We start from the raw sequence: 13,752 nt of genomic DNA on the forward strand, positions 1-13,752 counted from the left end.
GGACAGGCGGCTGATGGACGCGTTGAGGGCCTCGGACCCGTCACGGATCGGCGGGCACCGGCTGCTGGGGAGACTCGGTGCGGGCGGGATGGGGGTGGTCTACCTCGGCCGCGCGGATTCCGGGGCGCTCGCCGCGATCAAGGTGATCCTGCCCGAGTACGCCGAGGACGACGACTTCCGGACCCGTTTCAGCCGCGAGGCGGAGGCTGCCCGCCGGGTGGACAGCCCCTGGGCGGTGGCGGTCACCGATACCGACACCGCGGGCGAACGTCCCTGGCTGGCCACGGAGTTCGTGCCGGGTCTCGCACTGTCGGAGGCGGTGGCCCGGTGCGGACCGCTGCCCGCGCGGAGTGTCCGGGTGCTCGGGCGGCTGCTCTCCCGCGCGCTGGCCTCCGTGCACGCGGCAGGGCTCGTCCACCGCGACGTCAAACCGGGCAACGTCCTGCTGTCGGCCGACGGACCGCGCCTGATCGACTTCGGCATCGCGCGGGCCGTCGACGCCACGGCGCTGACCGCGACGGACCTGGTGGTGGGCACCCCCGGGTTCCTCTCCCCGGAGCAGGCCACCGGGGGCGGCACGGCCGCCGGACCCGCGAGCGACGTGTTCTCGCTGGGGTGCCTCCTGGCGTACGCGGCGACCGGGCGGCCCCCGTTCGGCAGCGGCGCCGTCGAGTCCCTGCTCTACCGCACCGTCCACGACGAACCCGACCTCGACGGGTTCGACGACCCGGAACTGCGTGCGCTTCTCGGCGTGTTGCTGTCCAAGGAGCCCGCAGCGCGGCCCGATGCCGCCCGGCTCGACGAGCTGATCGTCGAGGACGCGCCCGACGGCTCCATCGACTGGCTGCCCGAGGACGTCGTACGGCTGATCGCCGTCCGGTCCGCCGCGATGCTCGCACAGCCCGACATCGACGCCACGGTCGCCGAGCAACCCGCGACGGCCGCACCCGCACCGGGGCGAAGGGGGCTTCTCCTGGTGGCGGGCGCCGGAGCCGTGGTCGCGGCGGGCGGCGGCGCGTACGCCGTCCGGGAGTGGCTGGGCGGCGGTTCGCACGATTCCGGTGCGGCCGGCCCGGGCGGACCGGCCTGGACCCTCGGCGTACAGGCAGATCTGTCCGGCCCCAGGAGCGCCGACGGGCGGGCGCAGGAGCGAGGCGTGCGCCTTGCCGTCGAGCGGTTCAACTCCCTTGGGAACAAACCGTTCACGCTTGGGGTGAAGGTGCTCGACGACCGCGGGGAGCCGACCCGGGCCGCGCGGGTCGCCGAGCGGTTCGCCCGTGACCGCGAGGTGCTCGCCGTCATCGGTCCGACCGGCGATCCCGCCACCGAGGCCGTCCTCGGCGTGTACGACGAGGCGATGCTGCCGGTCATCACCCTTTCGGCGCTGCTGATCGCCTACTCCGCCAGGTCCAAGAAGTCCTTCTTCCAGGCCGCCCCGTTCGATGCCGCGCTGGCCGAGCCGATCATCAAGCGGCTGATGCTCCGGCCCGATGTCGAACGGCTCGGGGTGCTGCTGGACCGGTCCGGCGGCCAGGCCGCCTACCAGGTGGGCTACGCCACCCAGATGAACGCCGGTGTGCTCACCACCGGGACGGCGTATCCGAGAGTGGTGCCGACCGGAACACGGGACTTCGCGCCGGTCGTCGCGGACATGCTCGCGCACGCCACTGACGCCTTCTTCTACGCGGGTGGCGCGGCCGGAGCAGCCCGCATGGCGCGCGCCCTCGCCGCCACGTCCTTCAAGGGTCCGCGGATGGCCATGCACACGGCCATGAACGCCGCGTTCCTGAAGGACGGCGGGGACGCCGCCGAATCCTGGGAATTCACCGCCCCCTGCATCGCCGCGACGGCACCCGAGGCCAAGAAGTTCGCCGCCATGCACCGGAGACGGTTCGGGTCCGCCCCGGCCCGCTGGGCCGCCGAGGCGTACGACGCCGCCGGGCTCGTGATCGCCGCCCTCGCCCCTCTCGTCGCCCCTGCCGCCACCGCCGGTCCCACCCGGCGGGCCGGGAAGGCCCGGCGCCCCACGCGGGCCGCACTCGTGGCGAGGATCGCCGCGTCCACGTACGAAGGGGTGTCGCGGACCTATGCCTTCGACGAGGACCACCGCCTCAAGGGCTCGGACGCCTTCCTCTACACGGTGCGGAACGGCGGCTACCACTATGTCGGCCGGGCGCCGAGGACCGGGGCCTGATCCGATATGCGGCCCCTCACCCCGGACGACCCCCGCACCATCGGCGAGCACCGCACCCTGGCGCGGCTCGGGACGGGTGGCATGGGGGTGGTCTATCTGGCCCGTTCGCCCGGCGGAGCGCTCGCCGCCGTGAAGGTGATCCGGGCCGAACACGCCGACGACCCCGGCTTCCGCGCCAGGTTCCGGCGCGAGACCGAGGCCGCCCGGAGAGTCGCCGGACCGTGGGTGGTGCCGGTGACGGGAGCGGACCCCGAGGCCCGTGAGCCCTGGCTGGCCACCGTGTTCGTGCCCGGCCCCTCGCTGGCCGAGGCCGTCGTTGCCGAAGGTCCGCTGCCGGACACGACCGTCCGCCTGCTCGGCGCCCGGCTCGCCGGCGCACTCGCCGCGGTGCACGACGCCGGGCTCATCCACCGCGACGTCAAGCCCGGCAATGTGCTCCTCGCGCTCGACGGCCCCCGGCTCATCGACTTCGGTATCGCACGCCATGAGGGCGCCACCGCTCTCACCGCGACCGACGTCGTCATCGGCACGCCCGGCTACCTCGCCCCCGAACAGGCCTCGGCGGGTCCGCTCGGCCCGGCCTGCGACATCTTCTCGCTGGGCTGCGTCCTCATGTACGCGGCGACCGGGCGGCGGCCCTTCGGACAGGGCAACGCCGCCAGCGTGCTGTTCCGTACGGTGCACGAGGAACCGGACCTGAACGGCCTGCCGCCCGGACTGCTGTCACTCGTCGCGAGCTGTCTGGCCAAGAACCCGGCGGACCGGCCGACGGCACGCCAGGTGGAGCAGCGGCTCACCGCCGCCACGGACGACACCGTTCCCACCGGTGCCGCCGCTCCCACCCGGGCCGCCGATGCCGCGCACCCGGCCGAGTGGTCCTGGGCGCCGTCCGGGCTGTCCGCCCTGATCGCCGAACGCGCGAGCGCCGCCCTCGCCCTTCCCGCCCCCGAACCGCCCACGGCCGTGGCAGATCCCGGCCCGGACCGCGATCCGGGTGCGCCGCGCCCCGCGCGGCGACGCGTGCTCACCGCCGCAGCCGCCGCTGCCGTCCTCCTGGCGGGTGGCGGAACCGCGGTCCGAGTGATGGGCCGGCAACGGGACGAGGAAACCGCCGCCCGCACACTGCCCACGTACACGGTCGGTCTGCACGCGGACCTGACCGGCCCGGGCAGAGCGGTCGGCCTGGCGCACGAGCGCGGCGGCCGGATCGCCGTCGCCGACCACAACTCCCGCGCCGAAGCTGCCGGTTTCCGGCTCTCCCTGCGCGCCGAGGACGACGGTGGGGACGCGGCCCGCGCCCTTCGCGTCGCCGGCCGGCTGGCCGCCGATCCTGAGGTGCTCGCGGTCGTCGGCCCCACCGGGAACATCGCCGAGAACGCCGTCGTCAGCCGCTACGAGAAGGCGCGCCTCGCCCAGGTCGTCGTCGCGGCAGGGTCCACCACAGCGCAATGGGCGAGCGCCAAGTCCCTGTGCGTGACACGGCCCTTCGACGACGCGCTGTCGATCGCCCTGGTCCGCTACCTGGCCGTCCGTGCGGTGGACCGGCTGGTCGTCGTCGAGGACCGCGCCGACCCCCGGACCGGCTGGTCGCTCGCGAACTCCTTCCGGGACACCCGGTTCCGGAAGACCGAGGTGACCGTGCGCCCGGTCGCGGCGGGCTCCGCCTCCTTCGCCCCGGCCGCCCGCGCGGTGGTCGCGGCGGGAGCGGACGCCGTCGTCTACGCCGGGTCGTCACCCGCCCGGGGCGCCCGCTGCGCCACCGCCCTGGCCGACGCCGGATTCACCGGGACCGGCATGTCCGTCGGACCGGTCCTGGCACCCGCCTTCCTCCGGGACGCGGGGAAGGCGGCCGAGGGGTGGGTGTTCGCGGAGGCGTACACCAACCCGTCCCTGCTCCCCGCCGCGAAGGCGTTCACCGCCGCGTACCGGAGACGGTTCGGGACCGCCCCGGCCCGCTGGGCCGCCGAGGCGTACGACGCGGTGGGGCTGATCGCCCGGGCGGCCCGGGCCACGAGCGCCGTCGACGCCGTGCGCGACGGCCTCGCGCAGCGGCTGTTCCTCACCCGTCACCCGGGCATCACCCGGACACTGTCCTTCCAGCGCACCCGTCAGGTGACGTACGAGACGGGGATGTTCCTCTACCGGATCGACGGCGGACGGGCGCGCTTTCTGGGGCCGTACGAAGACGTGTGAAGTGCGTGAGACGTATGAACCGCATGAAACGTGTGCGGCGGGGGCGGTGGGACCGGCGGGACCGGTGTGGCGCGGGCCCCGGGTGCGGCGGGCTCGTCCCCGGGCCGTACGGCGGGGCATGAAGCGGAGCTGCGGGCGCGCTTAAGAAATCCTCGATGGACCCCGGGCGCGGGGTGCGGCAGATTTTGCCCGGGACGGCGCAGGATGGTGCGCGGCAGCCGGTCGACGCGCTGCCATGCCGTCCCTCATCTTCGTCCCCGGGCCCGCGGATTCCCCCAGGAATGCGCCGGTCCGGGGCATTCGACGTCGTACAGCGCAGGGAGCCACCGCCGTGAAGGCACTCGTGAAGCAGAAGGCCGAGCCCGGACTCTGGCTGATGGACGTGCCGGAGCCGGAGATCGGTCCCTCGGAGGTACTGATCAAGGTGCTCCGCACCGGCATCTGCGGCACCGACCTGCACATCCGGAACTACGACGGCTGGGCCCAGCAGGCCGTCAGCACTCCGCTCGTCCTCGGGCACGAGTTCGTCGGCGAGGTCGCGGAGACCGGCGCCGACGTCGTCGACATCAAGGTCGGTGACCTGGTCAGCGGCGAGGGCCACCTGGTGTGCGGGAAGTGCCGCAACTGCCTGGCCGGACGGCGCCACCTGTGCCGCTCCACCGTCGGGCTCGGCGTGGGACGGGACGGGGCGTTCGCGGAGTACGTCGCCCTTCCCGCGTCCAACGTCTGGGTGCACCGGGTCCCCGTGGACCTGGACGTGGCCGCGATCTTCGACCCCTTCGGCAACGCCGTGCACACCGCGCTGTCGTTCCCGCTGGTCGGCGAGGACGTGCTGATCACCGGTGCCGGGCCGATCGGCATCATGGCCGCCGCCGTCGCCAGGCACGCGGGCGCCCGCAACGTCGTCATCACCGACGTCAGCGAGGCCCGTCTGGAGCTGGCGCGGAAGGTCGGCGCCAGCCTCGCCCTGAACGTCGTCGAGGAGACCATCGCCGACGGGCAGCGACGGCTCGGCCTGCGCGAGGGCTTCGACATCGGCCTGGAGATGTCCGGGCGGCCCGAGGCGATGCGCGACATGATCGCGAACATGACGCACGGCGGCCGGATCGCCGTGCTCGGACTGCCGTCCGAGGAGTTCCCCGTCGACTGGGCCCACGTCGTCACCTCCATGATCACCATCAAGGGGATCTACGGCCGTGAGATGTACGAGACCTGGTACGCCATGTCCGTGCTGCTGGAGGGCGGCCTCGACCTCGCCCCCGTGATCACCGGCCGGTACGGGTACCGGGACTTCGAGGCGGCCTTCGACGACGCGGCGAGCGGCCGTGGCGGCAAGGTCATCCTCGACTGGACCTCCTGACCCGTCATCGCCGTCCTCGAAGCCGGCGACCGCCCGCCGAAACCCGGGGCCCGTCCGCCGAAACCCGGGGCCCGCCCGCCCGAAGCCGCGCCCGCCCCTCCGACACCCGACGCTCAACACCCCCGCCCGTACACGGCGAACCCTCGCGACCAGCTGGGAGACACCCCTCATGTTCGACTCCGTACGCGACGACCTGCGCACCACCCTCGACGAGATCCAGGCCGCCGGACTGCACAAGCCCGAGCGCGTGATCGGCACCCCGCAGTCCGCGAGCGTCGCCGTCACTTCGGGCGGCCGCCCCGGCGAGGTGCTCAACTTCTGCGCCAACAACTACCTCGGCCTCGCCGACCACCCCGACGTCATCGCCGCCGCCCACGAGGCCCTGGACCGCTGGGGCTACGGCATGGCCTCGGTCCGCTTCATCTGCGGCACCCAGGAGGTCCACAAGGAGCTGGAGCGACGGCTCTCCACGTTCCTCGGCCAGGAGGACACGATCCTCTACTCCTCCTGCTTCGACGCCAACGGCGGCGTCTTCGAGACCCTCCTCGGCCCGGAGGACGCGGTCATCTCCGACGCCCTCAACCACGCCTCCATCATCGACGGCATCCGGCTGTCCAAGGCCCGGCGCTTCCGCTACGCCAACCGCGACATGGCCGACCTGGAGACCCAGCTCAAGGAGGCGTCCGGGGCCCGCCGCCGCCTCGTCGTCACCGACGGCGTCTTCTCCATGGACGGGTACGTCGCCCCGCTGCGCGAGATCTGCGACCTGGCCGAGCGCCACGACGCCATGGTCATGGTCGACGACTCGCACGCCGTCGGTTTCGTCGGCCCCGGCGGCCGGGGCACCCCCGAGCTGCACGACGTGATGGACCGCGTCGACATCATCACCGGCACCCTCGGCAAGGCCCTCGGCGGCGCGTCCGGCGGCTACGTCGCGGCCCGCGCCGAGATCGTCGCCCTGCTGCGCCAGCGCTCGCGCCCGTACCTCTTCTCCAACTCCCTCGCCCCGGTCATCGCGGCGGCCTCGCTCAAGGTCCTCGACCTGCTGGAGGGCGCCGACGACCTGCGTGAACGGCTCACCGCCAACACCAAGCTCTTCCGTACCCGGATGACCGAGGAGGGCTTCGACGTCCTGCCCGGCGACCACGCCATCGCCCCCGTCATGATCGGGGACGCGGCGAAGGCGGGCCGGATGGCGGAACTGCTCCTGGAGCGCGGGGTGTACGTGATCGGGTTCTCGTACCCGGTCGTCCCGCAGGGCGCCGCCCGCATCCGGGTCCAGCTCTCCGCCGCGCACTCCACCGAGGACGTGAACCGCGCCGTGGACGCGTTCGTCGACGCGCGGGCCGCGCTGGGGCAGTAGCCCCCGCTTCCCGGAGCCGGGAACTTCCTCCCCCGGAGTCAGGACCTTGCTTCTCCCGGAGTCAGGACCTTCTTCGTGACCTGGGACAATGAGGAACATGATCGATGCACGGCGGCTGCGCATTCTCCGTGCGGTGGCGGACCACCGCACGGTGACCGCCGCGGCCGCCGCGCTCTATCTCACGCCCTCCGCGGTCTCCCAGCAACTGGCCGCACTGGAGCAGGAGACCGGGCACCGCCTCGTCGAACGCAACGCGCGCGGCGCCCGGCTCACCCCCGCCGGGGACATCCTGCTGACCCATGCCAACGCGGTGCTGGCCCAGCTGGAGCGGGCCGAGGCGGAACTGGCCGCCTACAGCGCGGGGGACGCCGGCACGGTCACGGTCGCCGCGTTCGCCACCGGCATCGGCCTGGTCCTCGCCCCCGCGATCGCCGAACTGGCCCGCACCGCACCCGGCATCCGGGTCCGGGTCCAGGACGCCGAGGGCGACGCGAGCGTGCCGATGGTGCTGGACCGTCAGGTGGACGTGGCGGTCGCCGTCGAGTACCGGGGCGCGCCGGGCGAGGACGACCGGCGGCTGACCCGGGTCCCGCTCTACTCGGAACCCTTCGACGCGGTGCTGCCGGTGGACCATCGGCTGGCCGGACAGGACGCGGTGGCGATCGCCGACCTGGAGAAGGACCCCTGGATCGGCCCGTACCCCGGCAACCCGTGCCACGACGTGGTGGTCCTTTCCTGCGAGTTCGCCGGGTTCCAGCCGAGGATGGAGCACTCCTCCGACGACTTCCGCGCCGTCGTCGCACTGGCGGGCGCGGGTGCCGGGGTGGCGCTGGTGCCCCGCTCGGCGCTGCGCGGCATGGAGCTGACGGGCGTGGTGGTACGGCCCGTACGGGGCAGCGCGCCCACCCGCCGCGTCTTCGCCGCGGTACGGCACGGGGCGGAGGGGCACCCGCTGATCGCACCGGTGCTGGACGCGCTGGCCGCGGCGGCGGAACGAGAGGCGGCACTGCCGCTGCCCGCGTCGCCGTGACGCGTGGCCGGCCGGGCGCTCCGCCTCAGCCGGTCCGTCCCCCGAGGCGGCGTCCCCCGGCCCCGCCCGGACGCATCGTGCCGAGTCCGGCCGCCGCCACCACGGCCAGCGCCAGCGCCCCGTAGCGGGCCGGGGGCAGGTACGGCGGCGAACCGGTCGTCGACACCGCGAAGGCCACCAGCGGCACCGCCGCGACCAGCGTGCCGATCGCCAGGCCGGCCACCGCGACCAGACCCGTCTCCAGGACCAGAGCCCGCCGCACCTGGCGGCGGCTCGCGCCGACCATCCGCAGCAGGCGGAACTCCGGGGCGCGCCCCACCGTGATCAGGGACAGCGTGCTGATCACCGCGAGCAGGGCGAAGCCGCCGATCACCCCGACCCCGATGATCACCAGGGCGTCGTCCTGGTCCGAGGCCGCCGGGGCGATCCGTATGTCGTCCGCCGTCGCGGCCCGGACCCGTACACCCGTGTACGGGGCGAGCGCGTGTCGCACCGCGGCGGCCGATTCGGTACCGCCGTCCGCCGTGCGGACCAGGATCCGCAACGCGCGCGGGGACTCGACATGACCGGCCAGGGCCTCGCTCGGCAGCATGAACTCACCGAGCCCCACGGACCGTTCGTACAGCGCCACCACGCGGAGGCGTGCCCGCGTGCCGTCGCCGAGGCGGAGCGCCACCGTGTCGCCGGTGCCGATGCCCAGATCGGCGGCCCGGTCCCGGCCGACCGCGACCGTGCCCCGGCCGGTGAGCTCCGCGAGGTCGCCCGAGGCGACGCGCGGATCGAGCGTGCCGGACAGCCCGCCCGCCGTCACCCCCAGCACGGGGATCCGCTCCAGCACCGGATCGCCCAGCTCACGACGGGTCAGGACGACCCCGGAACGCAGTACGCCGGTCGCGGCCGTCACACCCGGGGCCTCCCGCACCGCACGGACCGCGCCCTCCGGCAGTCCGGCGGCCGGACCCGTCACCACCAGGTCCGCCCGCAGCGCGGCGGCGGCCTGCCGGCCGGCGACCCGCTCCAGCGTCGAGGCCGCCGACAGCTGTACGCAGACGAACGCGACGACCAGCACGATCGGGGTGATCGCCGTGCCGAGGCGCCGATGGTGCGCGCCCGCCGACCTGACGGCCAGAAATCCGGACACCCCGCCCAGCCACCGCACCGGGCCGCCGAGCAGCCGCAGCGCCACCCGGGCGACCCACGGCCCCAGCAGCGCCACCGCGATGATCAGCGAGGTCGCGGCGCCCGAGGCGGCGACCGCCGCGGCCTGCCCGCTCTGCGCCGTCGCCGCACCGGCCGAACCGACCCCGGCGACGGCCAGCGCCACACCGGCGACCGTCCGCGCCCGGCCCGGTCCGCTCGGCTCGGGCGCACCCGCGGCGCCCAGTGCCGCGGCGGGCCGCAGCCGGGTGATGGACCTGGCCGCGAGCATCGACACCGGCCGCGCCAGGAGCGTGACGAGGCCCGCCGCCACGGCGCCCGCCGCGAGCGGCAGCCACACCGGCACGGGCAGCGGCAACGCCTCCGTGGTCAGCAGCGACCGCATGAACAGTCCCAGCGGTACGGCTCCGAGCGCGCCCGGCACCGACGCGGCACCGGCCACCCGGCTCACCTCTCGCCCGACGGCCGACCTCAGCTGACGGGGAGTCGCCCCGACCGCGCGCAGCAGTGCCAGCTCGCCAGAACGCTGGTGGACCGCCTGGGAGATCGTGGTGGCGATCACCAGCAGCGCCACCATGACGACCGTTCCGGCCACGGAGGCCAGCAGCGGCAGTGATTCCCCGCGGGCGCCGAGCGCGTCGACGTACTCGGCCTGCCCGCGCTCCGGTCCCGTGAGGACCCGGAGGGCACGGTCGCCGTGCGCGCGGTCGGGCAGCGCGGCTTCCAGCGACGAGCGCAGCGCCTCCACCGGCACACCGTGCTCGGCGACGACGCCGACGGCGTCGACCGTGCCGGGATGCCCGGCCAGGGCGGTGAGCCGCCGTTCGGTGAAGAAGAGGGCGGGGGCGCCACCGATCCGGTGCGAGGGCTCGGCGACGCCGCTGACGGTGTACGGCCGGGGCGTGCCGTCGGTCTGCACCGTCACCCGGCTGCCGGGTCCGCTGCCGGTCGCGGCGGCCAGGGCGCGGTCGACGACCACCTCGTCCGGGCCGTCCGGCGCGTGACCGCCGGTCAGCCGGTACGGGGTGAGCGCGGCGGCCGCCCACGACCGCCCCACGGCCGGGACCGCGTCCCGCGCCCGGCCGTCACCGTTCCGGGAGCCCACGGCCACCAGCACCGAATCGTCCGCGACGGCCTTCGCGGCACCCTCGGCGGCGGCCGCCCCCGCCACCACCGAACGGTCCAGACGCACCCGTTCCGGCAGATACGTCTCGGCGGTCCTCGGCTCGCTGCCCCAGGGCTTCGCCGTGTACGTCACCCGCTGGTCGGCCACCACCACCGCGTCCGCCGCGGCATGACGGCCCACCGGCGGTCCGGCCAGCAGCAGCGACCCCAGGACGAGGGCGAACGCGCCGATCAGCGCGGCCGCGGCCGCCGTCGCCCCGAACACCGCGGCCCAGGCCCCGCGATGGGCCCTCAGCGAGCGCCGGGCGAGGAACGCCGAGGCACGCCGCGCCCCTGAACGCATGTCCTTGCTCCCGGGACCGGACCAGGACCCGGACCCGGACCCGGCCCCCGAGCCGGGCACGCTCCCGGTCCGGGCGGTCCCGGGACCGGAACCGGCGCCGGTCGCTGCGCCCGACACCGCGCCTGCTCCCGTGCCCGCGCCGGTCCCCGTGTTTGCGCTCGTGTCCCTTCCCGTGCCCGTGCCCGCGTCCGCGTCCGTGTTCCTCCACGTGTACGGGGTCATCGCAGCCGTCCGCCGTCCATCGTCAGTACGGTGTCCGCCCGGCTCGCCGCCGCCGGATCATGGGTGACCATGACGACCGTGCGGCCGTCGGCCCGGACCGCGTCCCGCAACAGCCCGAGCACCAGGCCCGCCGACTCCGGGTCCAGAGAGGCCGTCGGCTCGTCCGCGAAGATCACCTCGGGTGCGGTCACCAGCGCCCGTGCCACCGCGACCCGCTGCTGCTGACCGCCCGAGAGCGTCGCGGGGGCCTGCCCGCCCCGGCCCGCCAGGCCGACCCGGGCCAGGAGATCACGGCCGCGGGCCAGCACCCGCTCGTCCGTCGGACCGGCGCCCGCCAGCACCAGCGGCAGCACCACGTTCTCCTCGATGGTCAGCGAGGGCACCAGGTTCAGGGCGTGCGACTGGAACACGAACCCGATCCGGTCCCGGCGCAGCCGGGTCAGCGCGGCCTCGGACAACGAGCCGAGATCGGTCCCCCCGACCCGTACCGTCCCCGAGGTCGGGCGGTCCAGGCCCGCCGCGCACTGCAGGAACGTGCTCTTCCCCGACCCCGAGGGCCCCACCACCGCGGTGAAGCTCCCGGCCGGGACCGTGCAGCTCACCGCGTCGAGCGCGAGCGTCCCCCGGCCGCCGCGCGGCCCATGGCGCCGGGTCACCGACTCCAGGGCGAGCGCGGTCGCCCGCACCCCCGTGACCGTTGTGACCGTGTCCACCCTCGAACCCACCGTTCCTCTTCCGTTCCTTGGCTGACCTGTGTAAACGCTAGGAGCGCCGGGAGCGGGGAGCGAGGGCGCGCACACCCGGACCGGGGTTCAGCCCGCTACACCGGGAGCCCGGGGGAGACCACCACTCCGGCGACGGGGGACGCCCCGTAACGTGGTGCGGCATGAGCACCACCCCCACCCCACTGGCGATCGCCGTCCGGCGCTCCTGGGACGCCTCGCGCCACCTGTTCATCGGCATGGGGACGGCCGTGGTCTGCTACGTGGGCTCCTTCCTGGTGGTGGCCGTCCTGTTGTTCGCGGCGGTGCTCATCGGGCTGCCCGCCCTGCCCGAGGCCGTGAAGCCGCTGCGCCTGCTGGTGGAGTTCGAGCGCCGCAGGGCGGCCGAACGGCTCGGCGTCCCCTACGCCCCGGCGCCCTGGCCCGCCCCGGACGGCGGTGAACTCTCCGAACGGGTGCGCCGTGTCCTCACCGATCCGATGGTCTGGCACGGGGCGCGCTGGATGCCGTTCCACGCGCTCGCGGGGAACGGCCTCGGATGTCTCGCGATGGCGCTGTGGCCGGTCGGGCTCTTCGTCGACGGGGTCGTGCTGCCGGTCCAGCACCTGCTGGACCGGCGGAGGGCCGACGAGTACGGCACGCCGCCGCCGGTGCGGCACGGCTGGGCCCTGCGCTGGCACGGTGTCCTCGCCGACCTGTCGGCGAGCTGGACCCGGTCCCTGCTCACCCCCTCGCCGTCCGCCGTCCTCGCCGGCCGGATCGATCAGCTGACCGAGAGCCGGGCCGGGGCGGTCGAGGCGCACGGCGCCGAACTGCGCCGCATCGAACGGGACCTGCACGACGGCGCCCAGGCCAGGATCGTCGCCCTGTCGATGCGCATCGGCCTCGCCAAACAGCTCCTCGACCGCGACCCGGACGCCGCGCGCCGGCGCCTCGACGAGGCCCAGGACGGGGCGGAGGAGGCGCTGGCGGAGCTGCGGCACGTGGTGCGCGGCATCCACCCGCCGGTCCTGACGGACCGCGGACTCGCGGGCGCGGTAAGGGCGTTGGCCGCCGACGTCGGCGTGCCCGTCAGCACGGACGTGGACGGTGTGGACGACGGGCGACGGCTTCCGGCCGCGATCGAGGCGGCCGCGTACTTCGTGGTCGCCGAGGCCCTCACCAACATCGGCAAGCACAGCGGCGCCACGGCCGCGACCGTGCGGATCGACCGGCCCCCCGGCAACCTGCGCGTGGTCGTCGGCGACGATGGTCGTGGCGGCGCGGACGAAGGCGCCGGCAGCGGGCTGGTCGGCATCAGACGGCGGATCGCCGCCCTCGACGGCACCACCCGCATCAGCAGCCCCACCGGGGGGCCTACGGAGATCGAAGTGGAGCTGCCGTGCGGATCGTGATCGCGGAGGACAACGCGCTGCTGCGGGAGGGCCTGATCCTGCTGCTCACCAGCTCGGGCCACGAGGTGGTGGCGGCCGCGGCGGCCGGGCCCGAGGTGCTGCCCGCCCTGCTGGAGCACCGCCCGGACGCCGCCGTGCTCGACGTGCGGCTCCCGCCCACCTTCCGCGACGAGGGCCTGCGTGCCGCGCTCGCCGCCCGCGACCGGCTGCCCGACCTGCCGATCCTGGTCCTGTCGCAGTACGTCGAGGAGACGTACGCCGCCGAACTGCTCGCCCGGGGCGCCCAGGGCATCGGCTACCTGCTGAAGGACCGGGTGGGCCGCGTCGACCAGTTCCTCCAGGCGCTCGAACGGGTCGCGGGCGGGGGTACGGCGCTCGATCCCGAGGTGGTGACGCAGCTGCTGACCCGCAAGTCCTCGGCCGAGCCCCTGCAGAACCTCACCCCGCGCGAGCGCCAGGTGCTGGAACTGATGGCACAGGGCAAGGCGAACGGCACCATCGCCGACGAACTGGTGGTGACCGAGCGCGCCGTGAGCAAGCACATCGGGTCGATCTTCCTCAAGCTCGGTCTGGAACCGGACGACGGCACGGTGCACCGGCGGGTGCTCGCGGTGCTGGCGTACCTGGAGGGCAAGGGCGCGCGCTGAC

Annotated in this window: 9 protein-coding genes; 7 read left to right on the forward strand and 2 right to left on the reverse strand. The window is 74.7% G+C overall.

Annotated elements, in window-relative coordinates; genetic code table 11:
- The first annotated feature begins 13 nt into the window (after positions 1–13).
- From AB0E67_RS13155 to AB0E67_RS13175, 5 genes are all read left to right on the forward strand, one after another.
- A complete protein-coding gene (locus AB0E67_RS13155) occupies positions 14–2,194 on the forward strand; it encodes a bifunctional serine/threonine-protein kinase/ABC transporter substrate-binding protein (RefSeq protein ID WP_362025025.1) in 2,181 nt (726 codons plus the stop codon).
- Between the two features lie 6 nt (positions 2,195–2,200).
- Positions 2,201–4,387, forward strand: coding sequence for a bifunctional serine/threonine-protein kinase/ABC transporter substrate-binding protein (locus AB0E67_RS13160; protein ID WP_362025027.1), 2,187 nt, complete (start codon positions 2,201–2,203; stop codon positions 4,385–4,387).
- Positions 4,388–4,718: 331 nt separating this feature from the next.
- The gene (tdh, locus tag AB0E67_RS13165; RefSeq protein ID WP_362025030.1) at positions 4,719–5,747 is read left to right on the forward strand and encodes an L-threonine 3-dehydrogenase; all 1,029 of its coding nucleotides are present in this window, start codon (positions 4,719–4,721) and stop codon (positions 5,745–5,747) included.
- A 169-nt stretch (positions 5,748–5,916) separates the two neighbouring features.
- On the forward strand, positions 5,917–7,110 hold the full coding sequence (locus AB0E67_RS13170; protein WP_362025032.1) for a glycine C-acetyltransferase: 1,194 nt from the start codon (positions 5,917–5,919) through the stop codon (positions 7,108–7,110).
- 97 nt (positions 7,111–7,207) lie between these two features.
- Positions 7,208–8,140, forward strand: coding sequence for a LysR family transcriptional regulator (locus AB0E67_RS13175; RefSeq protein WP_362025035.1), 933 nt, complete (start codon positions 7,208–7,210; stop codon positions 8,138–8,140).
- Between the two features lie 25 nt (positions 8,141–8,165).
- On the opposite strand, the gene AB0E67_RS13180 is transcribed toward AB0E67_RS13175, so the two are convergent.
- Positions 8,166–10,766, reverse strand: a complete 2,601-nt coding sequence (locus tag AB0E67_RS13180) for an ABC transporter permease (protein WP_362025038.1) — start codon at positions 10,764–10,766, stop codon at positions 8,166–8,168.
- 218 nt (positions 10,767–10,984) lie between these two features.
- Complete coding sequence (locus AB0E67_RS13185) at positions 10,985–11,701, reverse strand: ABC transporter ATP-binding protein (RefSeq protein WP_362025040.1); 717 nt, start codon at positions 11,699–11,701, stop codon at positions 10,985–10,987.
- 173 nt (positions 11,702–11,874) lie between these two features.
- On the opposite strand from AB0E67_RS13185, the gene AB0E67_RS13190 reads away from it, so the two are divergent.
- Together AB0E67_RS13190 and AB0E67_RS13195 are read left to right on the forward strand one after the other, a co-directional pair.
- Complete coding sequence (locus AB0E67_RS13190; protein WP_362025043.1) at positions 11,875–13,104, forward strand: histidine kinase; 1,230 nt, start codon at positions 11,875–11,877, stop codon at positions 13,102–13,104.
- Positions 13,092–13,751 (forward strand): response regulator transcription factor, encoded by a 660-nt coding sequence (locus AB0E67_RS13195; protein WP_073785186.1) that lies wholly within the window; start codon positions 13,092–13,094, stop codon positions 13,749–13,751. The genes AB0E67_RS13190 and AB0E67_RS13195 overlap by 13 nt, the downstream gene beginning before the upstream one ends.
- The last annotated feature ends 1 nt before the right edge of the window (position 13,752 follow it).

Origin of the sequence: Streptomyces sp. NPDC032161 (assembly GCF_040636995.1) — a bacterium.
GTDB lineage: Bacteria > Actinomycetota > Actinomycetes > Streptomycetales > Streptomycetaceae > Streptomyces.